Origin of the sequence: Asanoa iriomotensis, assembly GCF_016862515.1 — a bacterium.
Taxonomy (GTDB): domain Bacteria; phylum Actinomycetota; class Actinomycetes; order Mycobacteriales; family Micromonosporaceae; genus Asanoa; species Asanoa iriomotensis.
The window spans coordinates 37222-63746 of the sequence record NZ_BONC01000028.1; the positions used below are offsets into that span (position 1 = coordinate 37222).

Annotated in this window: 20 protein-coding genes; 6 read left to right on the top strand and 14 right to left on the bottom strand. The window is 71.1% G+C overall.

All coding sequences use genetic code 11. The features are described from left to right. Window positions 1–84 precede the first annotated feature (84 nt). Complete coding sequence (gene pulA / locus Air01nite_RS20365) at window positions 85–3036, bottom strand: pullulanase-type alpha-1,6-glucosidase (RefSeq protein ID WP_239090832.1); 2952 nt, start codon at window positions 3034–3036, stop codon at window positions 85–87. A gap of 138 nt (window positions 3037–3174) precedes the next feature. Next, window positions 3175–4563, bottom strand: a complete 1389-nt coding sequence (gene lpdA / locus Air01nite_RS20370) for a dihydrolipoyl dehydrogenase (protein WP_203704298.1) — start codon at window positions 4561–4563, stop codon at window positions 3175–3177. Between the two features lie 40 nt (window positions 4564–4603). Between lpdA and Air01nite_RS20375 the strand changes: the two genes are divergently transcribed. Together Air01nite_RS20375 and Air01nite_RS20380 are read left to right on the top strand one after the other, a co-directional pair. Beyond that, a complete protein-coding gene (locus Air01nite_RS20375) occupies window positions 4604–5665 on the top strand; it encodes a Gfo/Idh/MocA family protein (protein ID WP_203704299.1) in 1062 nt (353 codons plus the stop codon). A 40-nt stretch (window positions 5666–5705) separates the two neighbouring features. After that, entirely contained in the window at window positions 5706–6554 is an 849-nt protein-coding gene (locus tag Air01nite_RS20380) for a hypothetical protein (RefSeq protein ID WP_203704300.1), read from the top strand. Here Air01nite_RS20380 and Air01nite_RS20385 read toward each other — a convergent pair. Continuing rightward, complete coding sequence (locus Air01nite_RS20385) at window positions 6551–7237, bottom strand: DUF6348 family protein (protein WP_203704302.1); 687 nt, start codon at window positions 7235–7237, stop codon at window positions 6551–6553. The genes Air01nite_RS20380 and Air01nite_RS20385 overlap by 4 nt on opposite strands. 105 nt (window positions 7238–7342) lie before the next feature. Between Air01nite_RS20385 and Air01nite_RS20390 the strand changes: the two genes are divergently transcribed. Further along, window positions 7343–8524, top strand: a complete 1182-nt coding sequence (locus tag Air01nite_RS20390) for a glycoside hydrolase family 3 N-terminal domain-containing protein (protein ID WP_239090833.1) — start codon at window positions 7343–7345, stop codon at window positions 8522–8524. A gap of 33 nt (window positions 8525–8557) precedes the next feature. Here Air01nite_RS20390 and Air01nite_RS20395 read toward each other — a convergent pair whose 3' ends face one another. After that, window positions 8558–9889: a DJ-1/PfpI family protein gene (locus tag Air01nite_RS20395; protein ID WP_203704303.1), complete on the bottom strand. Its 1332-nt coding sequence runs from the start codon at window positions 9887–9889 to the stop codon at window positions 8558–8560. A gap of 205 nt (window positions 9890–10094) precedes the next feature. Between Air01nite_RS20395 and Air01nite_RS20400 the strand changes: the two genes are divergently transcribed. Then, complete coding sequence (locus tag Air01nite_RS20400) at window positions 10095–11912, top strand: AfsR/SARP family transcriptional regulator (protein ID WP_275408298.1); 1818 nt, start codon at window positions 10095–10097, stop codon at window positions 11910–11912. Window positions 11913–11989: 77 nt separating this feature from the next. Here Air01nite_RS20400 and Air01nite_RS20405 read toward each other — a convergent pair whose 3' ends face one another. The 9 genes from Air01nite_RS20405 to Air01nite_RS20445 form a co-directional block, all read right to left on the bottom strand. Next, window positions 11990–12160 carry a hypothetical protein gene (locus tag Air01nite_RS20405; RefSeq protein ID WP_203704306.1) on the bottom strand — a complete coding sequence of 57 codons (171 nt, stop codon included), beginning with the start codon at window positions 12158–12160 and terminating at the stop codon, window positions 11990–11992. A 135-nt stretch (window positions 12161–12295) separates the two neighbouring features. Further along, a complete protein-coding gene (locus tag Air01nite_RS20410; RefSeq protein ID WP_203704307.1) occupies window positions 12296–12874 on the bottom strand; it encodes a DUF5317 family protein in 579 nt (192 codons plus the stop codon). Window positions 12875–12967: 93 nt separating this feature from the next. Next, on the bottom strand, window positions 12968–15319 hold the full coding sequence (locus Air01nite_RS20415) for a beta-glucosidase family protein (RefSeq protein ID WP_203704308.1): 2352 nt from the start codon (window positions 15317–15319) through the stop codon (window positions 12968–12970). Window positions 15320–15341: 22 nt separating this feature from the next. Beyond that, a complete protein-coding gene (locus tag Air01nite_RS20420) occupies window positions 15342–16343 on the bottom strand; it encodes an N-acetylglucosamine kinase (protein ID WP_203704309.1) in 1002 nt (333 codons plus the stop codon). Then, entirely contained in the window at window positions 16340–17641 is a 1302-nt protein-coding gene (locus Air01nite_RS20425; RefSeq protein WP_203704310.1) for a family 4 glycosyl hydrolase, read from the bottom strand. Before Air01nite_RS20425 ends, Air01nite_RS20420 begins: the two co-directional genes overlap by 4 nt. Window positions 17642–17665: 24 nt before the next feature. After that, complete coding sequence (locus tag Air01nite_RS20430) at window positions 17666–18448, bottom strand: 6-phosphogluconolactonase (RefSeq protein ID WP_203704311.1); 783 nt, start codon at window positions 18446–18448, stop codon at window positions 17666–17668. A 50-nt stretch (window positions 18449–18498) separates the two neighbouring features. Continuing rightward, the gene (locus tag Air01nite_RS20435; protein ID WP_203704312.1) at window positions 18499–19311 is read right to left on the bottom strand and encodes a carbohydrate ABC transporter permease; all 813 of its coding nucleotides are present in this window, start codon (window positions 19309–19311) and stop codon (window positions 18499–18501) included. A 2-nt stretch (window positions 19312–19313) separates the two neighbouring features. Continuing rightward, complete coding sequence (locus Air01nite_RS20440) at window positions 19314–20282, bottom strand: carbohydrate ABC transporter permease (RefSeq protein ID WP_239090834.1); 969 nt, start codon at window positions 20280–20282, stop codon at window positions 19314–19316. Between the two features lie 2 nt (window positions 20283–20284). Beyond that, entirely contained in the window at window positions 20285–21631 is a 1347-nt protein-coding gene (locus Air01nite_RS20445) for an ABC transporter substrate-binding protein (protein ID WP_203704313.1), read from the bottom strand. Between the two features lie 159 nt (window positions 21632–21790). On the opposite strand from Air01nite_RS20445, the gene Air01nite_RS20450 reads away from it, so the two are divergent. Beyond that, window positions 21791–22510, top strand: coding sequence for a GntR family transcriptional regulator (locus Air01nite_RS20450; protein WP_203704314.1), 720 nt, complete (start codon window positions 21791–21793; stop codon window positions 22508–22510). A gap of 98 nt (window positions 22511–22608) precedes the next feature. On the opposite strand, the gene Air01nite_RS20455 is transcribed toward Air01nite_RS20450, so the two are convergent. Next, a complete protein-coding gene (locus Air01nite_RS20455; RefSeq protein ID WP_203704315.1) occupies window positions 22609–23889 on the bottom strand; it encodes a S1 family peptidase in 1281 nt (426 codons plus the stop codon). Window positions 23890–24053: 164 nt separating this feature from the next. Here Air01nite_RS20455 and Air01nite_RS20460 point away from each other — a divergent pair, with 164 nt between their 5' ends. Continuing rightward, complete coding sequence (locus Air01nite_RS20460) at window positions 24054–26522, top strand: ATP-binding protein (protein ID WP_203704316.1); 2469 nt, start codon at window positions 24054–24056, stop codon at window positions 26520–26522. Window positions 26523–26525: the final 3 nt, after the last annotated feature.

Below are 26525 nucleotides of genomic sequence, written 5' to 3' on the forward strand. Positions count from 1 at the left end.
GGGCAGCCGCCGCGACCGACACAGTCTGCCTCCAAGACGGCCCACGTCACGGAATCCAGGTGGGTCGTCACGCGTCGGAGTCGTTCAGGACACGAAGACCGCCACCGTTCGGGCTGGGACCGTGAAGGTGCCGCCTCCGGTGTGGCGGGCGGTCTTCACCACCGCGTCGCTGCCCGATGCCTGGATCGGGTGTAGCGAATAGGTGCGGCCGGCCGTGCCCGGGAGAGTTTGCGTGGTCGCGGTCGGGGTCGCGTTGAAGACGACCACGATGCGTTCCCAGCGCCGGTCCAGGTCCTTGCCCGTCGTGTCGTCCAGGGTCATCACGATGACACCCGGCGTCTGGGACGGGCCGCCGATCGGGAACGCCACCCGCCGCTGGATCTCCGTCGCCGACGGCAGCGCGAACAGCGGCGACGAGCCCGCGATCCGCACGAACGACGCCGCGCCCGCTGCCGCCGACGCCATGTCGGCGGGGCCTGGCTTCAGCGCCGGATCGGCCAGCAACGGCCGCATGTAGGACCACTTCGACTCGTTGTCTCCCCTGGGCGGCAGGCCCGAGCCCCACGTCGACGACTGGCCCGACCAGTCGACGCGGTTGAACCAGTCGCCCGAGTCGTACGAGTTGCGGTCCAGCGACTTCGAGCGCAGCAGGTCCGTGCCCGCGTGCCAGAAGCCGACTCCCTGTGACAGTGCCGTCGTGGCCAGTGACAGCGTGTTCATCCGGACCCGGTCGGTCATCGGCAGCGACTGCGGCAGCTTGTACTGCAGGTTGTCGAAGAGCGTCTCGTTGTCGTGGGCGTCCACATAGGTCACCGTCTCCGCGGGGGACGCCGCATAGCCCGCCGGCTGGCCGTTGTAGTCCACCTCCGCACCACTGACCACCGCGCCCGTGCGGGACTGGAAGCGGTAGTCGCGGAGGTTGCCGGCCAGGCCCACCTTGATCTGGTCCTGTTGCAGCAACAACCGTGCCTGTTGCTCGGACGGCGAGCCATTGACCGGGTCGCCGTTCGGGTCCGTGAACAGGCCCGAGCCGAAGCCCTGCAGGTGCGGGTTGGCGTCGAACGGGCCGCCGCCGCGCACCGCGTCGCGCAGGCGGTCCGAGAACGTGGCGATGCCCGTGCCGGCCATGTTGGCCTGGGTCGCCTGGACGAACCGGGCGTCGTTGGCCACCTCGCCGAAGTTCCAGCCCTCGCCGTACAACAGGATCGACTTGCCGTCGACGCCGTCGCGGGCCGGCGTGAGCGCGTCCAGGGCCTTGCGCACCGCCAGCATGTTGGCCTTCGAGTGGTGGCCCATCAGGTCGAAGCGGAAGCCGTCGACCTTGTAGTCCCGCGCCCAGGTGACCACCGAGTCGACCATCAGCTTTTCCATCATCCGGTGCTCGGTCGCCGTGTTGGCGCAGCACGTCGACGTCTCGACCTGCCCGGTGAGCGTCAACCGGTGGTAGTAGCCCGGCACGATCCGGTCCAGCACCGACTTCGGCGCCTGACCGGACGCCGTCGTGTGGTTGTAGACCACGTCCATCACGACCCGCAGCCCCGCGTCGTTGATCCCGGCCACCATCGACCGGAACTCGCGGGTCCGCGCCCCACCGTCCGGCGAGATCGCGTACGAGCCCTCCGGCGTCGTGTAGTGCCACGGGTCGTAGCCCCAGTTGAACCCGTCCGTCGCCCGCACCGGCTCGACGCACGCCTGCTGCTCCTCCGAGGCCGGCGGCAGCGAAGCCAGATCGCAGCCCGGCACAGCCTGGTCGGCCCGCCGCTCGGGCACCGTCGCGAAGTCGAACACCGGCAGCAGGTGCAGGTGCGACACCCCGGCCGAGGCCAGCGACCGCAGGTGCCGCATGCCGTCGCTCGACCGGTCGGTGAACGCCGCATAGGTCCCCCGGTGCGCGGCCGGCACAGTCGGGTCGCCGACGGAGAAGTCCCGCACCTGCAACTCGTAGACGTGCGCGGCCGTGAACGCGGGCGCGCCGGGCTTGCGCAGACGGGACCACCCGGCCGGCGCCAGAGCCGGGTCCGACAAGGACACCAGAACCGACCGCGAAGAGTCCGCCGTCAACGCCACCGAGTACGGGTCGGTCACCGTGTTGGTCTCCACCCGCCCGGTGGTCGGCGCGAACACCCGCACCGAGTACACATAGGACGCCCCACGCCACGAAGCCGACCCCGCGGCCGTCCACACCCCGTCACGATCCCGCCGCATCGCAACAGACCCGACCCCGTCGACCTCGAGCGACACCGACTGCGCGGTCGGCGCCCACAACGCGAACGACGGCACACCACGACCAGACCAGGAAACTCCGAGGGAGCGCCGGGAAGCCCCCGCATAGAGGTCGTCGAGCACCCCCGGAATCTGCACCCCGGTCGCGTCGACCAGCGCACCGGACGCGTCGAACCCGGCAACGGCCACCTGCCCGGTCAACACCTCCGCGACCGGCAACGACGACGGCACCGTCAGCGCCCGGAACCCGGCCAGGTGCGGGAACGACGACAGCACGGAAGACGGCAACCCCGCGCCGCGTACGCCCAACGGATGAGCGGAACCACCGACCACCGTGCCGTCGACCACGGACATCCCGCCCGACGGCGCGGTGTAGAGCGCGAACCGCACGGCGGAAGCCGGTGGCTGCCACGCGATCAGCCCCCGCGACACCCAGTGCGCCGCCGACTCGGCACCCAACGCCCGGGGTGCGTCGTCGACGATCCGGTGCGTCGCGTGGTCATAGGTGAACGTCAACACCCCACCGGGCGCGGCCAGCGGAATATTGGCCCCACCGGGCGCCCCACCGGCGCCGTAGTTTTCGTCCCAGGACCCGTTGAGCGCCACCTTGTATTCCCACGCGCCCGCCGGCACCGCGAACGAGGCGCGGAACAGCCCCGGCGACCCGGCGACGGGCGCGAGCGCGGTGGCACCGCACTCAGGCTGCCAGTCGCCGGGGCACCCCAGCTCTGACTGCAACGACCCGACCAGCGTCACCTGGGAGGGCAACGGCGTGTGGTCGGCAAAGGCGGGCGCCGCCACCAACGACGACAACAGCCCGAGAACAGCGACGACAGCAACCCGCCGGCGTGGACGCATCGGGACCCCCAATGGAGAGCGACGACATTGACGCTCCTCGCATTGGAGTCGCCCGGCGACTCTGCGTCAACCCACCACCGGCGAGTCGCGCACTCACATATTGATCATGTGCCCGGCGAGACCGTGGATCGCCTCCTTGACCGCCTCGCTCAGCGTCGGGTGGGAATGCACGTTGCGCCCTACTTCGTGCACCGTCAGATCCCACTGCTGCGCCAGCGTCAGCTCCGGCAGCAGCTCGGTCACCTCGGGCCCGATCAGGTGCGCACCCAGCAGCTCCCCATAGCGACCGTCAGACAAGATCTTGACGAACCCGACCGTGTCACCCAGCCCGTTCGACTTCCCGTTGGCGGTGAAGGGGAACTTCGCGACACGCACGTCGTACCCCTGCTCAAGCGCCTGCGACTCCGTGTAGCCGAAGCTCGCCACCTGCGGCTGGCAGAACGTCGCCCGCGGGATCATCACGAAGTCGAGCTCCATGGTCTCCGCACCGGTGATCGTCTCGGCGGCGATGATCCCCATGCTCTCGGCGGCATGCGCGAGCATCAGCTTCGCGGTCACGTCACCGATCGCGTACAGGCCGGACACGTTGGTGCGCCCCCGCCCGTCGACCTCGATCGCGCCGCGAGCAGTCAACGCGACACCGGTGTTCTCCAGCCCGTACCCGGTGACATTGGGTTGGAAGCCGATCGCCTGCAACAGCTTGTCGGCCTCGAGCACCCGGGTCTGCCCCTCGGTGCTGGACACGGTCACCTGGACCCCGCTCGCGGACTCGGACACCGACTCGACGCGCGTGGAGACCAGCACCTCGATCCCGAGCCGCTTGTAGCGCTTGAGCAGCTCGGCCGAGACCTCCTCGTCCTCCAGCGGCAGCATCCGGTCGAGGAACTCGACGATCGTCACCTTGACGCCGTAGTTGTGCAGCACATAGGCGAACTCGACCCCGATCGCCCCCGCACCGGCGATCACGATCGACGACGGAAGCGAGGAGCTGAGAATCTGCTCCTCGTACGTGACGACGCGGTCCGACAGCGAGGTGCCCGGGATCAGCCGGGTCGAGGCGCCGGTCGCGATGATGCAGTTGTCGAACGTCACGGTCCGGTCGCCCACCGCCAGGGTGTGCGCGTCGACGAACGTACCCCGTCCGTCGATCTCCGTGATGTTGTTCTTCTTCATCAGGTAGTGCACGCCGCGCACCCGCCCGTCGGCGACCTTCCGGCTGCGGGTGTAGGCCGCGCCGTAGTCGAAGGTCACCTCGCCGGTGACGTTGATGCCGAAGGTCTTGGCCTCTTTGCTGAAGATGTGGTTGAGCTCCGCGTTGCGCAGCAGGGCCTTCGAGGGGATGCAGCCCACGTTGAGACACACGCCGCCCCAGTAGCGCTCCTCGACGACCGCGGTCCGCAGGCCGAGTTGGGCGCCACGGACCGCGGCGGTGTAGCCGCCCGGGCCCGCGCCGAGAACGACGAGATCGAAATGGTCAGTCATGCCTAGAAGCCTAGGCCGCGCGGCGGGTTAACATCCGGCCATGCGGATCGGGGTCGTGGGGTGCGGGAAGATCAGTGGGATTTACTTCAAGAACCTGAACAATCTTCCCAATACGCAGGTTGTACGCTGCGCGGACCTCGATGTCGAGCGGGCCAAGGCGGTCGCGGCCGAGCACGGCGTTCCCGCCGCCGGGACGGTCGAGGAGTTGCTGGCCGACGACACCGTCGAGCTTGTGGTCAACCTCACGATCCCGGTCGCCCATGTCGAGGTCGGGCTGGCCGCCGTCCGCGCCGGGAAGCACGTCTATGCCGAGAAGCCGCTGGCCCTGACCGCCGCCGACGGCCGCCTCTTGATTGAAGAAGCGGCGCAGGCAGGTGTACGCGTCGGCAGCGCGCCCGACACGTTCCTCGGCGCCGGTGTCCAGACCGTCCGCGCCCTGCTGGACGAGGGCGCGATCGGCACACCGCTGTCCGGGGCGGTGTTCATGCTCTCCCCCGGCCACGAGCGCTGGCATCCGGCGCCGGACTTCTACTACCAGCCGGGCGGCGGCCCGCTGTTCGACATGGGGCCGTACTACCTGACCGCTCTGGTCAACCTGCTCGGCCCGGTGGCGGCCGTGAGCGCGGTGGCCGGCAGCGGTTTCCCGACCCGGCGCACACCGGCGGGCCGCGAGATCCCGGTATCGGTGCCCACGCACGTGAACGCGGTGCTGGAGTTCGCCGGCGGCGCCACGGTGACGGCGGTGTTCAGCTTCGACGTGCCGGCATCGACGATCCCGCACGGCATCGAGCTGTACGGCAGCACCGGGACGGTCGTGCTGGACGACCCGAACCACTTCGGCGGGCCTGTTCTGCTGCGCGGTCGGGACGACGCCGGTTGGCGCGAGGAGCCGCTGCGCACGCCGTGGTCGGCCGACTCGCGCGGGCTCGGCGTGGCGGAGATGGTCGCGGCGATCTCGTCGGGTCGGGATCACCGGGCGTCCGGAGCGCTGGCGTTCCACGTACTCGATGTCATGGAGACCATCCATGTCGCGGCCGAGCGCGGCGTCCGGCTGCCCGTGGGCTCGACGGCTTCGCGGCCGGCGCCGTTCGCGGCGCTCTAGCACTCGGAACCGACTCGCTGTCGGGGCCGTCACATGTCGTATGACCCGACGCGTGCTCGCGGTGTTCGCCTCTCTCGCGCTGCTGACCGCTTGCGCCCAGCCCAGCCCGCTCGTCGGCGACGGCTCGGCCTTTGCGCCGGCCGCTCCCGGCGCGGTCAGCACGGACTGGGCCGCGTTCCCCGTCGACCAGGTGCCACGCCCGATCATCGTCGCTTCGGACGGCATGGTCGACCTCACCGGATTCCACAGTGGTGAGGGCAAGCTGGCGTTCCTGGGCGGCGCGATCTCGCTGACCGCCCCGCTGCCCGAGGCCCCGGCGACCGTCGCCGTCGACCTGCCGGAGGGGCGTTTCACGTTCCCGGCCCTGCCGCCGGACGACGCGTTCGCGTCGCTGCGCGCCCAGGGCTCGCCCGGCAACGTCTCCGGCGCGACCCCGGCGCCGCTTCGCGTCACGAGCGTCACCCTTGGCGCCGCGGAGTTCAACACCGACCGCGGCCGGGTCCGCCTGCCGGCCTGGCTGTTCGGCGGCCCCGACATCATGGGGACCATCGCCTGGCCGGCGGTGGGCAAAGAGGCATTCTGGCGGTACGGCGAGCCGAACGACGCCGCGACCGTCGCTCCCGCACAGCTGTCGCAGGAGGGCAGGCGGATCAGGTGGTCGGTGCCGGGCCAGGACAACTGCCCGAGCTCACCGGTCATGCGCTACCGGGTCGAGGTCACCGAGACACCGACCACCGTCCTTCTCACCACGATCGGTGAGGTGGTGTCGACGCCGGGCCCGGAGGACAAGGACCGCGCGTGTCTGGCGATCGGCATCGCGCCGGAACCGTACGACGTGGACCTCACGACCCCACTCGGCAACCGCGTGGTCCTCGCCGACAGCATTTAGTGATCGTCGGGACCGACCAGGAGCACGAAGGTCCGCGCGAGCCCGAACTTCTCGGTGCGTGGCCAGTCGAGGGCGGCGAGCGCGGCCGTGGACGGCTCGTGGCGGCGGCCGTTGATCCGCACCTCGCACTCGACGAAGTCACCGCCCTGGCCGACCAGCATGCGCAGACCGTTGAGATAGGGCCGATCGAGCCCGGTGCTGATGACCGGTGCCAACGTGGACCACGGCATCGCGTCGGCGAACCACTGCTGCTTGCCGGTCGACCCGTCGAGCGACCACCCGGTAGCACCGCCGACGATGGCGTGCCAGCCGGCGAACCCACCGTCCGCACCGGACGCGAAGTGGTTCGCGAGCTCACCACGCTGCTGCACCATCTCCAGCGCGGTGACCGCACAGGTGTCGACCCACGCCCGAACCGCCTGGCGGGCGGCCGCCTCAGGCTCGGCCGCGATCCCCATCGTGCAGTCGGCGATGGCCGGGACGTCGGGCCGGTCCGCGTTGAGCAGGATCTCCAAGTCGATGTGCCGGTAGTCGTCGACGTCCGTCGGCAGCACCCGCACACCCAGCGACCCGGACCGCAACATGGGCCCGTCCGCCATGACCCACTCCCCACCCACCTCGCCCAGCATCCCGGCGGCGATCTCCAACACCCGCTCGGCGGACAGCGCCTGAGATTCGATCATGGCGCCCGAGCGTACGCGCTCGCCGTCACCCTCGGGCGCCCCGCTCGAGGAAGGAGCCCATCGATATGCGCGCTGTGTCCGGAGATCGGCCGTAGCCTGGACCGGGTGAAGAATGCATCCGTGACCCGCCGGCGGCTGCTCACGGGCGTCGGCTCGGCCGTGGTGGCAGGTCTCGCGGGCTGCGGCGCCACCGCCACCGAAACGCCACCGCGGCAGCCGACGGGTTCGCCGCGCCCCACCGCCTCACCCAGCATCTCCGACGAGGCCGCCCTGCGACGCAAGATCGCCAGCCTGCTCGTCGTCGGGTTTCGCGGCGAGACCGTCAACAGCAACGACTGGATCGTGAAGGCGATCCAGAACGGCCTCGGCGGTGTCATCCTCTTCGACAAGGAACTGGCCACGAACGGCCCGCGCAACATCAGCTCGCCGGCTCAGGTCACCGCGCTCGTGAAGAGCCTGAAACAGGCCTCGCCCGGGCGGCTCATCGTGTCGATCGACCAGGAAGGCGGCCAGGTCGCCCGCCTCAACCCGAGCAACGGCTTCCCCGCGACGCAGTCCGAGGCCGAGATCGGGGCCCAGAACTCCCCCGCCACGACCCGGGCCTGGGCTCAGGAGATCGTCAACAGCCTCACGTCGATCGGCGCCAACCTCAACTACGCGCCGGTCGTCGACCTGAACCTGAACCCCGACAACCCCGCGATCGGACAGCTCGGCCGCAGCTTCTCCAGCAACGTCGGCGTCGTCGTCACGAACGCGACCGAGGAGATCCAGGTCCATCGGGCCGGCAAGGTCAAGACGTCGCTCAAGCACTTCCCCGGCCTCGGCACCGCGACCGCCAACACGGACTTCGACGTCGTCGACGTCACCAACACCTGGCGGCGCGAGGAACTCCAACCGTTCCAACAGCTGATCGCCAACGGCAGCGCGGACTCGGTGCTGGTCGCCCACCTGCTCAACAGACAACTCGACCCGAGCCGCCCGGCCTCGCTGTCCCGAGCGGTCGTCACGGACCTGCTCCGCGGCCAACTGGGTTGGCAGGGCCCGATCGTCAGCGACGACATGCAGGCGGCCGCGATCACCAGACAGTACGGCCGGGACCAGTCGGTCGCGCTCGGCCTCGAGGCCGGCCTCGACCTGCTGGTTTTCGCCAACCAGCAGGTGTACGACCCGAACATCGTCGACGAGACCCTCGACAACGTCGTCAACCTGGTCCGCGACGGCCGCCTGACGGAGGCCCAGATCGACCAGGCGGTGGCCCGCGTCGACACCCTCCGCCCGCCACGCTGACCCCGCCTCGCCCCGAAACCCGGGAGGCTCGGGTCAGGGGCGGGAGCGCACCGTGTTCCGCCGTCGCAGGGCGACGATGGCGAGCGCCACGATCAACAGCGCGTAGAGGAAGGGCAGCAGCGTCGGCAGCCACGGCCAGCCGGCGCCGGTGAGGTCCGGGTCGGAGAGCGGATACTCCAGGGTCTTGGCTCGCCAACGGGCCGTCGGCACGTCGATCGTGCGGGCCATGTCCCGCAGGGCCAGGTCGAACGCGAAGCCCGGCTGCGCGTGCGGGTACTCCGCGTCGAGCCCTTGCAGGCGGTGGGCGGCGGCGCCGGGGACAAGCAGACGGTCGACCGACACGGCGAAGGCGTCGCCACGGGGCACGAACACCAAGCCGTGCCGGGTGCGCACCGGCGCGGTCGATCCGGCGCCGAGCGTAACCGTGCGGGCGGCGTACGCGGCCTCGGTGTAGGTGGCGAAGATCGAGGCGAGCTCGATCTCACCGATGCCGTCGGTCACCACCACGCCGATGGTCGGGCGGGGGCGAAACGTCAGGTTGACGCCCGCGATCGTGTCTCGCGGGCCGAACGAGGAACGCGGGAGCGGCGCCGGCGTGCCCGGCGAATAGTGCGTCCAGCCGACCGCGTTCGCGGCGCCGGTCGCCGCCGCGGTGCCCAGGCGACGCTCGATGACCCGCAGCGCACCGTCGATGCCCGACAGCACGCCGCCGGTGGTGATCACGTCACCGTCGTCGACGTACCGCGTCGCCCGGAGCCAGCGGACCTCGGGATAGCGCTGCTCCAGCTTGCCGAGCCGGAACCAGTGCGAGGTCGCGTCGCGGCCGGCGAGCAACCCGGCCGAGGCCACCACCTCCGCACCGATGCAGACGCCGAGCACCAGGGCACCGTTGCCCGCCTGCCGCACCAGCCATGCGTTGAGGCGCTCGCGTGCGGCGGGCGCGGCGTCCGGGAGCTGCGGCACGGCGACGACCTGCGGTGCCGCACCGGCGAGGCGCGCGTCGAGCTCGGCGAAGCTGAAGTCGGGCACCAGGTCGAGCCCGCCGAGGAGCGTCACCAGCTTCCGTTCCGGCGCGACCGTGTAGACGTTGAAAGCGCCTGTCGCGGCGAACGTCTCATGTGGACCGAGCACGTCACCGACGTGCGCGCCCTCGTTGCCCAGCAGAACGACCACGGTCGGCTTGGCGGGATCGTACGGCGGCGCCGTCACGGGTGCCGTCGTGTCCCGGGGCGGCTCGTAAAGGCTGCTCAGATAGGCCTTCGCGCGCGTGACGCCGACGACGGTCGGCGGCACCGCGACCGCCGCGACGGCCAGACCGACTGCCACCAGCGTCCGCGGCCAGCGCCGTCCGGCGGGCTCGGTCATCGTCACCTCTTCGGGGTTGGCAGGCGGACCGCGACCGACGGTAGTGAGCGCCGCCTTCACGACGGTTTCAGCTACCGAAACCCCGGAATTCCGACCGCCTTCCCATGGATCCGGACATCCGCGCCGGCCGAGATTGTGGGCACCGGCACTCCGGGCGCATGGTCATCTCAGCTTCCGACTCCTACTTCGGTGACCGCGGACTCAGATGACCAAACATGTCCACTTTGGATTACTCGGGCCCTTCGAACTTCGGGTGTCCGGGCGGCCGGTGCTGCTCCGGTCGGCGAGGACGCGCATTCTCCTCGCGGGTTTGCTCCTGCGGCGGGGGCACGTCGTCTCCTCCGCGGAACTGATCGAGGCCATCTGGGGCCTCCGCCAACCGGACAACCCACGCCGTGCGCTGCACGTGTGCGTTGTCCGGGCGCGAGCGAGCCTGGCCGGAGCGGGCGCCGAGGGGGCGATCGTCTCGGGCGCGGACGGCTACCGGATCGACGTGCCGCCGGACGCGCTCGACGTCGCGGTCTTCCGGCACTGGATGGAGCGGGCGGACGCGGCCGCGAACCACGACGACGTGGATGGTGAACGGAAGGCGCTGGCCGAGGCCCTGAGCCTCTGGCGCGGTGACGCGCTCGCGGACGTGCCGTCGGACTACCTGCACGGCGCGCACGGCGTCCGGCTCGCCGAGCAGCGCCTGCAGGCGGCCGAACGCCGAGTCGACCGGAGCCTCCAGGCGGGACTGCACGCGCAGGTCATCGGTGACCTGGCCGAGCTGACCGCGAGGCACCCGCTCCGCGAGCGGCTGTGGGCGCAGCTCATGACCGCGTTGCACCAGGCCGGCCGGCGGTCGGAGGCGATCAGCGCTTATCACGCCGCACACGGGCGCCTGGTCGAGGAGCTCGGCGTCGAACCCGGCGCGGAGCTGCGACGCCTGCATGCCACGATCCTGGCCGGGAACGGAGCCGGCGGTGCGCCGGCGCACATCGCGCCGCGGCAGCTCCCGTCCGAGGTCGCCGGGTTCGCCGGTCGGACCGCCGAGCTGGCACGGATGCACGAAATGCTCGACGCGCACGAGAACGGTGTCGTGAATGGATCGACCGTGCTCGTCGTCAGCGGCATGGCGGGGATAGGCAAGACCGCCCTGGTTGCGTACTGGGCCCGCCGGGTCGCGGACCGGTTCCCCGACGGTCAGCTGTGGCTGGATCTACGCGGCTACGACAGACGGGCGCCGGCGACGGCGCAGCAGTCGATCGCGTCGATCCTCGGCGCGCTGGGCGTACCCGTGGCCGATCTGCCGCCCGGGCTGGACGAGCAGGTCGGGCTCTACCGATCGGTGCTGGACGGCCGGCGGGTGCTGCTCGTCCTCGACAACGCGTACCGCGTCGAACAGGTCCTGCACCTGCTCCCCGGCGAGGCGCGCGCGTTCGTGCTCGTCACGAGCCGCGGCGACCTGGCGCCGCTGGTCGCGATCGAGGGCGCGCACGCCATCCAGCTCGGCCCGCTCCCACCCGACGACGCGCGGCGGATGCTGGAGCCCAGGCTGGGTCGGGAGCGGACGCGCGCCGAACCCGACGCGGTCGACCGCATCATCGGCAACTGCTACGGGCTGCCGCTGGCGTTGGCGATCGTCGCGGCGCGGGCGGTGGCGCGTCCGCACTTCCCTCTGGCGGCGATCGACCGCCAGCTCACCAGCATCGAAAACCCGCTCGACCGGTTCGCCGATCCCAGCGCCGCGGTGGACGTGCGGGCCGCGCTCTCGTGGTCCTATCGGTCCTTGAGCCCCGCCGCCGCGCGCCTGTTGCGCTTCCTGGCGCTGCATCCGACCGGCGACGTGTCGGTGGCGGCCGCGTCGAGCGTCGTCGGGTTGCCGCAGACCCGGTTGCTGCTCGACGAGCTCGCCGCCGCTCACCTGATCAGCGAGCCGACACCCGACCGGTTCGTCATGCACGACCTGCTCCGGGCGTATGCCGTCGAACGTGTCGCGACGCAGGACCCGGCCGAGGAGCAGACGGCATCGCGGCCTTGATGACGGCCGGACGTAATCTTCGACGGACCCGGGCACGGATCCGGATCTCTCCGGAACCGTGCCCGAGGTCCGAGCGATCAGCCGCCGTTGCTGACTGGTGCGCCGATCGTGTAGAGAAGCAGGGCCAGGGCCGTCACGGTCAGCAGCATCCGGGCGCCCGTGGTGATCACGGTCGGTGCGTGGTGAGATCGTCCACCGTGGAGCAGGGCCGCCGGTGCGGCGACAGTGAGCCAGAGACGTGCTCGCATGGTCATCCTCCGTGGTTTGCGGGAGCGTCGAATGTCAGTGGGAGTCCCAGGGAGCGCCGATCGTGTAGAGCAGCGTGGCGAGGGCGGCGACGGCGCAGATCGCGTACGCGATGCGCCGCCACGGGTTGGCTCGGGTCAATGGTTTACTCCTTTCGGTTCCAGGCGACGGCGCATGGCGAGCACCACGAACGCGCACGCGCCGGCGCTGATCAGGACGTCGCCGGGACTGGCCACCTTGCGCAGGCCCGGGATCGGAATGGTGTCGCCGAGCCAGGCGAGTCGAGTGCCGGCGCCGGCCGGCTCGTTCTTGGCGGTCTGCGAGCCGGGTTGCCCGCCCGCCTTCGCGACGGCCGCCGGGTCGTACGGCATCCGGCCGTTCGCGGCGATCACGACACCGTTGAGGACCGCGCCGAGCACGATCGCGAGCCCGGTCAAGCGGATCGCGGCGGGCCACCGCGGCAGGTTGACGGCCAACCAGCCGAGCACGGTCGCGAAGACCACCGCGAGCATCGGCACACCCACCACGTTTTCGACGAAATGCCGCACGCCTCCCAACGAGTACTGCGCGAACTGCACCGCGGCGGCCACCCAGACGAGCCAGAGCGCCCGGATCCGTAGGCTGCGGAGTCCCGCGAGCCGTCCGCCGAGCAGATAGCCGAGGCCGACCCCGAGCAGCGGAGGCGCGATGGTCAGCAGGAAGAAGCGGAATGACACGGGACCGATCCATCTCCCTCCCCTGTCGAGTGTCCTGAGAGGGAAATTAACAACGCCGACCTTCATCCAGCCTTCACCGCGACGCCGGCCCTGCTAGGCGCGGTAGCCCTGGGTGAAGCGCGATGAGTCGAGATCGAGCAGTTCTTCGTCGGGCACGAGGGGCGCGAGTCCAGGATCGTCGGGGAGCGCGATGCTCGTGCGCAGGCGGATGTCGCGGGACGACGCGCCCACCTCGATGACGAACTCGCCGCCCTCCCGGCGCCAGGCGCCGTATCGGCCGTTGCCGGTGTCGGCCGCGATGTCCCAGTACGCGAAGTCGCGACTTTCGAGGTCGAAGGTGACACGCGCGCTCTCGTCGTGTTCGAGGGTGATCTTCTCGAAGCCGCGCAGTTCGCGCACGGGTCGGCGGACTGCGGCGTCGGGGTCGCCGACATAAAGCTGTACGACCTCGCGGCCGGCGCGGGCGCCGGTGTTCGTGACGGTGCACGAGACGCGAACAACGCCGGCGTCGGCGTCGGTGACCTGGACGTCGAGGTTCGTATACCTGAACGTGGTGTACGACAGGCCGTGGCCGAAGGGGTAGCGCACCGCGCGGCGTAGTGCGTCGTACCAGCGGTATCCGATGAACACCCCTTCCCCGTAGAGCACCGTGCCGCGCTCCCCCGTCCACGTGACGTAACCGGGAGTGTCCTCCAGCGACAGTGGGAACGTCTCGGCCACCTTTCCGGAGGGATTCACCCGGCCCAGCAGGACGTCGACGACGGCGCCGGCGCCCGCCTGCCCGGGCAGCCACGCCTCGACGATCGCGTCCACGCGGTCGTGCCACGGGTCCATGGTCACGGCCGCCCCGTTGGACAGCACCACGACGAGCGCGGCGCCGGTCCGTTCGCGCAGATCCGCCAGCCGCTCGATGAGCGCGACCTGGTCGGCGGGCAGCGCGAGGGTCGTGCGGTCGTCGGCCTCCTGTTCGAACGCCAGGGGCAGGCCGGCGAACGCGACGATCACGTCGGCATGCTCGGCGACGGCGACGGCCTCGTCGATGAGCCGGACCGCCTGTGCCGAGAGAGGACCGGCGGCGACGCGTTCGGCGGCCGCCGCCAGGCGAAGCGCTTCCGCGAGTGCGGCCGACCGGCGTGCCGGGCCGGCGCCGTCGTCGACGAAAGTGGCGTCGTGCGCGGCCAGATAGGCGCGGATGTCGTCCTGGTAGGCGTTCTTGGGCACGTGAACGTAGCCGGGCGCGTACCCGAGCCGGTTGCCGAAGATGTGGTTCAACAGGTCGAGTGCGTTGTCGACGCGGGTCGGGTCGACCCCTGACGAGCCGCCGCCCTGGATGCGGGCATGCTCGGCGAACGCGCCGATGACGGCGACCCGTTCAGTGCCGCCGGCATCGAGCGGCAGCACCGGGGCGCCGGCGCCTGGACGGGTCTCGTTGCACAGCAGCGTCACGCAACCGGCGGCCGCCTCGCGGGCGAGCTCGTGGTGCTCGTCGGCGCGCAGGAGTCCGAGCTGCTCGCGGGACAGCCGCTGGCCCGGTGTCACACCCAGGTCGACGACGGGCCCGTTCATCAGGTCCGGACCGGGGTACGCCCGCGCGACAAGCTGGAGCACCCGGCGGGCCGCCGCATCGACGACGCGTTCGTCGAGTTCACCCGACCGCACGGCGGATGCGATCTCCTTGTCCGTCACACCGCCGGTGCCGGGCATCTCGAGGTCGAGCCCGGCCGCCAGGGCGCGTACGCGGTGGTGGACCGCGTTCCAGTCGGAGACGACCAGCCCGTCGTATCCCCAGTCGTCCCGCAGCACCTCGGTGAGCAGCCACCGGTTCTCCGAGGCGTGCACCCCGTGCAAGCGGTTGTACGAGCACATGACCGTCCAGGGCCGGGCGGTGGTCACCACTTTCTCGAACGCGGCGAGGTAGGTCTCGCGCAGCGTTCGCTCGTCGGCCTCGACCGAGATGCGGGTTCGCTCGATTTCCTGGTTGTTGGCGGCGAAGTGCTTGAGCGAGGCTCCGACACCGACGGACTGCACTCCCTCGACGTACGCGGCGCCAAGCTCGCCGGACAGCAGCGGGTCCTCGGCGAAATACTCGAAGTTCCGCCCGCACAGCGGTGACCGCTTCATGTTCACGCCCGGCCCGAGCACGACCTGGACGCCCTGCGCCCGGGCTTCCTCCCCGATCGCCGTCGCCACCCGCCGCACGAGGTCCCGGTCCCAGGAGGCGCCCATCGCGGAGGCCGTCGGAAAGGCGGTCGCGGGCACCCACACCATGTCGATGCCGGTCTCCTTGCGCAGCCCGTGCGGGCCGTCGCCCACCTCGATGGCGGGCACGTGAAGCCGGTCGATCGTCTCGGTGTACCAGTCGTCGTGGCCCGACAGCAGGGACGCCTTCTCCTCCAAGGTCAGGGCGGCCAGCACGGCGTCGACGTCGAACGGGGCAGTGGTCATCGGGTTTCCTTGGTAAGCGAGGTCAGGTCATGAGGAAGTCGTGCGGGTGTGCGTCGCGCACGCGGGTGAGCAGGTCCGGGCCGATGACGATGCCGCCTTCGGCCAGCGCGTCGAGCACGACGCCGCTCAGCGGCGACGCGTCGGCGACGACGACCGCTGCGGCGGGCGCGACCCGACTCAGCTCGCCGGTGAGCGCGTCGCGCATCGCCGGGTGCTCCGACGTGGCGACCGACCCGTTCAGCAGCACCGGCAGCTCGCCGGAGGCGAGGTCGACGCCGACGCGCCGGGCGCACCACTGCGCGTACCGGACGAACGCCTCCGCCTGGGCGGTGACGATGTCCCGGGCGACCGTGTCGCCGGCGTCGGCAGCGGCGAGCACGACCCGCGAGGCCTGCCACAGGTCGGTCGCGGGCCGCGCGCCGAACCTCCGGGTGAAGTCATGGCGCAGGTGCCAGGCGTCCGGGACGCCGTACAGCGTGCAGAGCGCCTCGACCAGGGCCGTTTCGGGACCGATTCCCATCCAGGCCTGACACACCGCCTTGAGGGCGGCGTTGCCGAGCCCGCTGCCACCGAGGTGGTCGAACACGAAGAAGCCGGAGCATTCCTCGCGCCCGTCCTTCGCCCGGGCGGCGACGGCGGGACCGGTGCCGACGGCGATCGACACGGCGACGCCCGATCCGTCGACCAGGCGCAGCGACGCGAACGCGTCGTTCTTGACGCTCCAGCGGCCCATGTCGCCCAGCCGTGCGCGGACCTGCTCGTCCCAGAACTCCGCGTCCTCGGGATAGTCGACGCCGGCGATCCGGAAGGCCGCCGAGACGACCTCGCCGGATGCGATTCCGGCGCTGGTCAGGGCGACCTCGACGGCGCCGAACACGGCCTCGATCGCGTCGGGAACGCTCGGGGCCCCGTAGATGTCGCCGTTCCCGCCCCGGCCGCGGCCCAGGACGGTGCCCTCGGCGTCGGTGACGAGGGCGACCGTCTTGGAGTTTCCGGCGTCCACCGCCAGGTAGGCGCGCTTCACTTGAGCAGACGCTCGGGAAGGTAGGCGCGGTGCGCGTACGCCATCTCGTCGTACAGCTCCTCGGCGACGGCGAGCGTGGGCACCATCGGGTTGGCGGCCAGCGCGCGGATCCCGTCGGCCCGGGTGCCCTTCCACGCGGCCTCGGCGGCGAGGTACTGGAACTCGGCGAGCTGCTGTACGAGACCGCGGACCGCGTGCGGGAGGGGCTTCTGCGGCAGCGGGCGGACGCCCCGCCCGTCGACGGTGCACCACATCTCGACGACGACGTCCTCGTCGAACCCGGGCAGCGCGCCGCCGACGTTCGGCAGGTTGACCGGCAGGCGGGCGCTCTTGTCGTTGTAGTAGGCGCTCATCACGTCGATCGCCAGCTCGAGCTCGTGGATGCCGCCCCGGGAGCGGGCCGGATCCAGCTCGGGGACGTCGACGCGCATCTGCTCCTCGTAGTGCTGCCAGTACCCGGGCAGCGCGGCGAGCAGGTCCTCGGCGCGGGTGGTGCGGGCACCCTGGAGCTCCCGGAGCACCTCCTCGCGGAAGTAGTAGTACTGGAAGTAGTCGCTGGGCACCGACCGCATGGTTGTCGCCAGACGCAGCATCCGCTTGGCGTGGACGGACAGCGACGGGTCGTCCTTGCGTGCCTCCCACGCGTCGTCGAGCAACGGCATCAGATCCTGGCCCTCGTACGTGTGCTCGTAGGACCAGCAGTTGTGGTTGACGCCGGCCATGACCACGTCGGCCTTCTCGGGGTCGAGGCCGGCCGCCGTCAGCACGGTCTTCGGGAACACGATCGGGCCCTCGCACATCGACCAGATCGTGCGGTCGGTGAACCGGGTGACCGCCTGGGAGACGATGTTCACCGGATTCGTGTAGTTGAAGATCACCGCGTTCGGCGCGACCGCGTCCAGGTCGCGGATGATGTCCTCGTAGATGTGGATCGAGCGCAGGGACATGAAGAACCCGCCCGGTCCCTGCGTCTCCTGGCCGATGACACCGTGCTTGAGCGGGATGCGCTCGTCGAGTGCGCGCGCGGCGAAGTCGCCCGGACGGAAGCTGGCGAGGACCGCGTCGGCGTCGGTCAGCGCGGCGCGCCGGTCGGTGGTCGACGTGATGGTGATGTCGAGGCCCTGCGCCCGTGCGATTTTCCGGGCGATCGTCTCCACGGCGTGCAGCCGGTCCGGGTTCACGTCCTGGATGACGATCTCGGAGCCGTCGAACTCCTTGCCGTGCGACAGGATGGACGCCATGGTCCCCGCGCCGCGGGACGACCCGCCGCCGATGTAGACGAGCTTGATGGCTGCCATGTGATCAGTTCCTTCGGTCGTGGTTCAGCGGCCGGCGGCGGCGCGGTCGGCGATGAGCGTGGGGTTCTTGCACTCGATGACGACCGTGGCCGGCCAGTCCGGCTCGTAGGCCTCGGCGGCGGTGATGCGCGCGTACGCGTCGCGCTTGTGCTCACCGCACACGATCATGACCACCTCCCGGGAGCACGCGGCGATGGTGTCGACGCCGACGGTCACACCGTGCGTGGGCACCATGTCGAGGCGCGTGAACTCGGGGAAGGTCCCCATGTTGTCGCGCCTGGTCGCCTCGCCGAGCGGCGTGACGTGTGTGCGGGCGTTGCGCGCGGTGCCGGGCTGGTTGAACGCGATGTGCCCGTCCCCGGCGCCGGTGGCCAGCAGGAACAGGTCGATCCCGCCGGCCACGTCGATGGCCTGGTCGTAGCTCGCCGGGTCGGCCGGGTCCGGCATCCAGATCTCGGTCGGCGCCACCGTGCCGGCCTCGGCACAGGCCTGCGCGATCGGGCCGAGGATCTGACGCCGCGCGAACCCGAGGCACGAGTACGACAGGTCGGGGTCGACACGACGGAACGTGCCGTCCTCGCCGGCCACGACGTAGTCGTCCATCATCACGATGATCAGCCGCGACAGGTCGGCGCCGCGCGCGGCGTGGCGGGCGAGGGCCCGGTAGGTCGGCATCGCGGTGCGCCCGCTGGGGCAGCCGAGCAGGAATCGGCGATCACCGGTCGCGGCCAAGCGGTCGAGGATCGTCGCGGCGACCTCCTCGCCGACGGCGTCGGCGTCGGGCAGGACGATGGGGTGAACAGACACGGCATACCTTTGGTTCTTCTCGGTGTGGTGGGACAGGCAGGCGGGCGGGTTCACTCCTTGATCGCGCCCGCGAGCATTCCGGAAATGAACTTGCGCTGGAAGACGACGTAGAGGACCAGCACCGGCGCGGCGACGATGAGGCCGCCCGCGGCCATCAGGTTGATCTGGGTGACGTAACGGCCCTGGAACACCCCGAGCGCGACGGTCGCCGTCTGGTTCGAGCCGTGCAGGAACACCAGCGACAGGAAGTAGTCGTTCCAGGTCCACATGAAGCTGAGCAGGATCAGCGTGTAGACGGCGGGCTTGGCCATGGGCGCGGCCATCGACCGCAGCATGCGCACCGGACCGGCGCCGTCCATCTCGGCCGACTCGAACGCCGAGCGCGGCAGCGCACGGAACGCGGCGCGCATCCAGAAGATGCCGAACGGCACGCCCATGCCGAGATGGATGAGGATGATGCCCGGCAGGGTGTTGGTCAGTCCGAACGTACGGAACTGGTAGTAGAGCGGGACGATGATCGCCTCGAGGGAGATCATCATGCCGAGCAGGACGATCGGGAACAGCACCTTGTCGCCCACGACGCCCAGCACGCCGAACGCGTAGCCGCCGAGCAGCGCGAGCAGCACCTGGCCCGCCACGACGCACACGGCGATGACGATGGAGATCGTGATCGCCCGCGCGAAGCCGGCGTCGTGCCATGCGGTGGCGAAGTTGCCCCACTGGAACTCGGAGACCTTGACCGGCCTGCCGGAGCGGTCGGGGCTGAGGGCGGCGACGACGAACGTCCCGACCGGGAAGAGCACGAGCAGCGCCATGACCGTCAGCACGACGTAGTTCACGATGCGTTCCGTCTTCGAGACCACGGTCAGTCCCTCTCCGAGACGCGGGTGATGACGACCGCGATGACGAGGCACAGGGCCGCCATCACCACGCCGATCGCCGCCGCGAGTCCCACTTGCGGGTTCTGGAACGCGGCCTTGTAGAGCGCGACCGCGGGAGTGAGGGTCGACGTACCCGGACCACCGTGCGTCGTGATCCAGACGAGGTCGAACGTGCGCAGGGCGGCGGTGATCGTCAGCGTCAGCGCGACGGCCAGCTGGCCGCGCAGGCCCGGCAGCGTGACCGCGAAGAACTCACGGACCGGGCCGGCGCCGTCGGTGCGCGCCGCGTCGTACAGCTCCGGCGAGATGGCCGACGTGCCGGAGATGAACAGCACCATGCAGAAGCCGAAGGTCACCCACGTGCCGATGAGGCCGAGCGCCGGCAACGCCCACGTGAAGTCGCCGAGCCAGGTCCGCGCGAGCGAGTCGAGCCCTACGGCGCGCAGCGCCGTGTTGAGCGGCCCGTCCGGCGCGTAGATCCGCTTGAAGACCAGCGCGATGACCACGGTCGTCATGACCTGCGGCAGGAAGAAGATCCAGCGGTAGACGGCCATGCCCGGCTGCTTCGTCCGCGTCAGCAGGGCCGCGGACAGCAGGCCGAGGACGATGGGCAGCAGCGCGAAGAAGCAGATCAGCACCAGCACGTGCCCGAGGGTCGAGCGCAGGACCGGGTCGGTGACGAACGACCGGTAGTTGTCGAACCCCGCCCAGGACGGCGTGCTCACCCCGTCCCACGTGTAGAAGGAGTACTGAACCGACTGGCCCAGCGGAACGAGCACGACGAGCGCGTACACCGCGAGTGGGAGCGCGGCGAAGGCGAGGCCGACCCACCGCGTCCTGCGCCGCCTGGAGCGGCGCCGGACGGCGGTGGACGTGGCCGGGCGCGCGCCGTCGGTCGCGACCGGCGCACCGGTCGCGGAGCCGACGGAGGTCGAGCGCGCGGAGGTGGACACGGTCAGCCTCGCCCGGCCAGGAAGGCGTCCCGGTCCTTGTCGACGGCCGCGGTGAACTTGTCGGCCGTCAGCTTGCCGGCCAACACGAGCTGGAGGTTCTGGCCGAGGGTGTCGAGCATCGTCGGGCTGGACCAGTCGAAGTACGGCACGTAGCCGTCGTCCGAGTCGAGGGTCGCCGCGGCCGCCGACTCGTCGGTCAGGCTGAGCGACTGGGCCGGAACCTTGACGTCCGGGGACATCGCGGGGACGAGGCCGTGGTCGGCGGCCGCCTGGCCGGCTTCCGGCGACATGAGGTAGTCGAGGAACGCCGCGGCGACATCCGGGTGCTTGCTCTTGGCCGAGATCACCATCGCGCCCGGTGCGGCGCCCACGCCGACCGTCCCGCTGCCGGACTGCTGCGGAAGCTGCACGTAGCCGAAGTGACCCTGCTGCTGCGCGCTCAGGCCCAGCGAGCCCGTGTACTCCCAGCGGAACACGCCCTTGCCGCCGACGTAGTTGGCGACCGCCGTCTGGTAGTCGATGCCTTCGAAATGAGGCGGGAAGTACCCGGCATCGGCCCATTTCTTGGTGAGCGCGATGGCGTCGGTCATGGCGACATCGGTGGCTTTCACCGACGGGTCACCATAGATGTAGTCGTTGACCTTCTTCTTGTCGGCGAGAAGTGCCTGCACCCCCAGGAGCACCGTCGTCGAGCTGTCGAGGCTGCCGTACTCGAACGGCACCTCACCCGCGGCCTTGGCCTTCGCGGCGGCGGCCTCGAGGTCGGCGAGGGTGCGGGGCGGGTCGATGCCGAGGGACTTGAGCTTGTCGGCGTTGTAGTAGAGACCGATCAGCGACGTACGCGCCATCGGCGTCGAGAACCACGAACCCGAGCCCATCGTCGTGAAGTCGGTGGTGAACCTGTTCTGCCGCGCGATCGTGGTCGGGACCTCCGTGTCCCAGCCGTACGCCTTCGCGTACGCGTCGAGGTTGAGCACCAGACCGCCCTTGGCCAGGGTGCCGAGCGACTGCCAGCCGTTGTTCGCGGTCGCGATGTCGGGGCCGCCGTCGTCCTGCAGTTGGAGATTGAGGGTGGAGTTGAGCTGCCCCCAGTCCTCTGTCGTGGCCTGGATCTTGACGTTCGGGTACTTCTTCTCGAAGTTGCCGACCACCTGCTTGATCCACTCGCCCTCGGCACCGCCCCAGAAGTTCGTGAGCTTGAGGGTCACGTCGCCGGCCGCGGCGACGTCGGTGGAGACGGTTGCCGGGGTGTCGTTCTTGTCCGCGCTGCCGCCACCCGGTGCGCACGCACCCAGACTCAGCGCGACCGCCGCGGCGACCGCGGCGGCGGTTCTCCTATGAACGCTCATCTTCACTCCGTTGGCTCCCTGGGCCGCATCCGGGAAGCGGACGTACATCCCCTCATGGCCCGTGCTCCGGACCCTAAACGGTGAAATACCAGTTAGTCCAGTGTTAGACCAGAGTTCCACTCTGGTCTGTCCGGCGCAGCAACTGGTACGCTCCTCGGCGTGACGACTGTGACCGCTTCGACACAGGCCTACGCACAGCTGGCCGGCGATCTCACCGTCGGCCGCTACGCTCCCGGCTCCCGGCTGCCCGGCGAGCGCGACCTCGCAGCTGCGCTCGGCGTCAGCCGGGCGACGCTACGCCTGGCGCTCAGCCGTCTCGAATCGGAGGGCGCCCTGCAGCGCTCCGCGCAGCGCGGCTGGTTCGTCCCGACCCAGCTGCTCGGCGAGCCCCCCAGCACCCTGCAGTCCTTCACCGAGATGGCCCGATCCAGGGGCCTGCGCCCCACAGCGCGCGTCATTCGCCAGGAGGTCCGGCCCGCCGGCATGGACGAGGCCGCCAAGCTGCGCATCGCGCCGGCCGCGCCGGTCATCGAGATCGACCGCCTCCGCGGCATGGACGGCACCCCGGTCTGTTACGACGTCGTGATCCTTCCCGAGAGCCGCGCCGCCGCCCTGGCCACCGCCGACCTCACCGACGCGTCGCTCTACGACGAGTTGCGCCGGCGCTGCGGAGTCGAGGTCCACCGCAGCGCGTACACCCTCATGGCCGAAAGCGCCGACGCCGAGTTGGCCCGGCTCCTGGGGATATCCGCCGGAGCACCCGTCCTGGTCGGCGACGAAGTCGCCTACACGTCCGACGGCACACCCGTTCTCATCGGCCACAACAAGTACCGCGGCGACGCGTACCGCTTCGAGGCGGACCTGTTCCGCCGCGTCTGAAGGTGTCTCGCGATGTTCCCGCCACGACCGCGATCGCCCTGAGTCGACCCGAGCAGGTCGATCAGGGCGTCGCGGTCCCGGCGCGCGCCGGGCGTCGATCAGTAGTAGGGGTAGGTCCGCAGCGTCGCGCCGAAGTGGTTCAGAGCGAACTTGAGACCCTTGAAATGCACCTTGTGGTAGCCGTCGTTCGCCCCGAACGGGCCCGCTTCGCAGGTGTCGACGGAGCTCTGGCCGGCGGAGATGATGCCGTACCCGAAGGCCGCGCCGGTCGACTGCGAGATCACCGGGCCGCCGCTGTCGCCGTGCGCGACCGCGCATGCCCCGTTCTTGGTCCGCTCGGCCTTGACCGTGACGTCCGACGGGCTCACGTAGTAGACCTTGACCGCGCAGTGTTCACCGCTGGTCGCACCGTTGACGCAGACGTAGTTTCCCACATAGTTGGTCTTCGCCGAGTTGATCGACCGGCCGTAGCTGGAGTTCCACGGCCCGGTGTACACGCGGCCCTGCACGTCGGAGTAGATCCAGATCAGCGCGATGTCCTGGTAGTCCCAGTCCCACCACACCTGGCCGATGGGGTTCTGCGGACCCGAGCTGGTGGTGATCTGCTCCCCCGGCGTGCCGCAGTGTCCGGCGGTGAGCATCCCGGGGTAGCCCTCGTTGTCGGTCACGGCGAAACCGGTCGTGCAGACCCAGCCGCCGGGCCGGCGGAACTGCGCGCCGCCCCAGTAGGGCGACGTGTCCTGCTGCCGGTAGAACGTCGAGGCGGTCGCCGACTCACCCTCGAGCGGCACCACCGGGCCCTCGCCGTATTTCATCGAGTACGTGGTGCGGGCGCCGCCCGGCAGCTGCGGCGCGCCGGCCGAGGCAGGACCGGCCACCTCCACCGTGACCCCGCTGCCGTCGGCCTCGGGGTAGGCGTCGGAGACCAGCCCGGACGCGATCCAGCGCGCGGCCTCGGCGCGTAGCTCCTCGTCGGTGTAGTCGGCTTGATAGACGCGGACCGGCGCCGTCGCGCGACCGGTGTCGACCGCTCGGGCCACGGCGTCCGGGAGGGCGCCCTTCCAGTAGAGCCGCACGTCGTGCAGGGTCGGGTCGACGATCAGTCCGGCATACCCGGCGCCACCGGCGGCGATGATTCGGTCGGCGATGTCGTTGAGCCGGTTCTGCTCGTCGAACATCGCCTCCCAGGACGCGAACCCCGCCGGTAGGTCCTCTTTGGACACGGCCCCCGCGGCCGGCGGCTTGTCCGGCACCGGCCCCGGCGTGGCGATGGGCGGCCGCTGAGGCCGGGGGTCGGGATCGTCTGCGGCCGCAGCGGGCGTGGCCCCGGCGACGATGGCCAGCGCCGCCGCCACGGTGAGGGCCAGTGGTGCTCTCATGCGCATCTCGTTCTCCTCCGAAGGTGTGGTCGGTGGATCCACCGTGGGACCCGACCGGGTCGCGGCGGGCCGACGGAGGGCGGAGTTGCCGGTGAACTGCCGGTGCGGTGTCGGGTAGCCGAAACTGCGCAGGCATCGACGGCCGGCGCTGCGAGGATGGCCCGATGCTGTCCGTGGCGCCCGTGGGTCGCTTCGCCGAGCTGCTGCGGCGGCACCGCGCCGGTTCGGGTCTCGGCCAACGCGAGCTGGCCCGCCGCAGCGGGCTGAGCGAGCGCGCCATCCGCGACCTCGAGCGGGGCGTCCGCGCGCCCCGCACGCATTCGGCGCGGCTGGTCGCCGGCGCGCTCGAGCTCGCCGGCGACGACCTGAGCGCGTTCCTCGCCGCCGCGGTGCCGGGCGCGTCCGTTCCGGACGCCACACCCCGTCCGCCGATCAGCCCGCCGGACCGCCTGGTCGGTCGCGACACCGAGCTGCGGTCCCTGCTCGACCTGGTCACCGGCGCCCGCCACCGCCTGGTGACCGTGACCGGCCCGGGCGGCATCGGCAAGTCGCGGCTGGTGGCCGAGCTGGCGGTCGCGCTGGCCGGCCGGACCGACCTCGCCGTCTGCGCGCTCGACCTGTCCACGGTGCGCGAGCCGGAACTGGTCGGAGAGCTGGTCGCCGACGCCCTCGGGTGCGGACCGTCGCGCCTCGCGCCGGTCGACCGGATCGCCGCGCAGCTCGGCGAGCGGCGCGTCGTGCTGATCCTCGACCGGTTCGAGCAGCTCGTCGCGGCCGCGTCCGAGATCGCCGCGCTGGTGCGCCGCTGTTCCGGCCTCACGGTGGTGGTCACCAGCCAGCGCGCGCTGCGCGTACGCGGGGAACGCCTTTTCGGTCTTGACCCGTTGCCCGCGGAGGCCGCGGTGGCCCTGTTCGCCTCGCGTGCGGCGGCCGCGCGGCCCGGTTTCGCGCTCGACGCCGGCACTCGTCCGGCGGTCGCGCGCATCTGCCGCCGGGTCGGCCATCTGCCGTTGGCCGTCGAGCTCGCCGCTGCGCGGGTCCGGCTGCTGCACCCGGCGGAGCTGGCCGAGCGCCTCGACCGTCAGCTGGCCGTCCTGGCCGACGGCGCCCGCGACCTGCCGGCCCGGCACCGGTCGTTGCGGGCGACGATCGAAGCGAGCCTCGACGTGGTCTCCGCCGACGCGCGGATCCTGTTCCGGTGGCTGGGCGGGTTCGCCGGCGGCGCCCGGCTCGGCGATGTGGAGGCGGTCGCCGACGCGCTGGGCCGCGACCCGATCTGGGTGCTGGCCACGCTCACCGAGCTGGTCGACATCGCTCTGGTCCGGGTCGCGGCGCAGGCGGCCACCTCGCGCTACCTGCTCGCCGACCCCATGGCCGAGCTGGCCGGCGAGCACCTGCGCGGCGACGACGACCACGTGCGGGTCGAACGTGCGGTGGCCGCGCGGATGATGCGGTGCGTGCTGCACGGCCCGGCCGTCGACGACCGCGACGCCGCCAACGTCCGTGCGGCGGTCAGCTGGGCGACTCTTCATGATCCGGCCCTGGTCGACGATGCGACGGCGGCGGCGCTCGGCCGCTTCTACGAGTCCACCGGCCGCCTGCGCGAGGGGCAGAACCTCCTGAGCCGCCTCGCCGTCCGCGGTCCCAAGATGGCCTGGGTGCGCGCCGGGCACCTGGCCTCGCTGCGCGGTGATCTCACCGCGGCGATCGCGCTCGCCGGGCACGCGCTGGAGAAATCCGATCATCTGGTACGCGCGGCGGCGCTCAACCTGCTCGCCCAGGCCACTGTGGAGGGTGGCGACCCCACCGGCGGCCGGACGCAGCTGCGGGCGGCGCTCGTGGCGGCGCGCCGGGCCGGCGACGTCACGATGATCGGTCGCGTGTTCAACAACCTGTCCGCGGTCTCCATCGAACTCGGCCGGCCGCGCGACGCCGAGCGCCAGCAGCGGGCGGCGCTCGCGGCCAAACGCCGCAGCGGCGCCGCTCCGATGGAGCTGGGCCGCAGCCTGTTCAACCTGGCGGAGATCACGCTCGAGCTCGGCGAGTGCGCCACCGCCGCCGCCCGGGCCGCGGACGCCGTGCCGCTCCTCCGGGAAGGCGGCTACCTGCGACTGGCCGCCCTGGCCGAGACCACCGCCGCGCTGGCCGAGATCCGCCGCGGCGACGCCGTGGCGGCGCTGGCCGCCGTCGAGCGGGCCGAGGCACTGTTGGCCGGCGAAAGCGGCGACGACCGCCGGATGACCGCGATCGTCGGTCTACGCGTCAGCGTGGTGCGGCACGCGACCGGCGACCGCTCCGGCGCGGCGCGGGCGCTGCGGGCAGCGCTGCCGCCGGCACTCGAGCACAACACCCGCGACCGCGACGAGGCCGCCGACGCGCTCCACGCCCACGCCCGCCACCTCGTCGACCGCGATCCGGCCACGGCCGCCACCCTGCTCGGCGCCGGCGATGGCCTGCGGCGCCGCACGCCGACCGCGACGATCCGAGCGCAGCGCGACGAAGCCGCCGCGGCCGCGCGCGACGCTCTGGGCGACACGGACTTCGCGGCGCGCCACCGCCAGGGTGCCATCTTGGATCTCAGCGGTCTGCTTGACCTCTGCGCCGACGTTGCCTGGCGAGCAGATGGAGTCTGATCC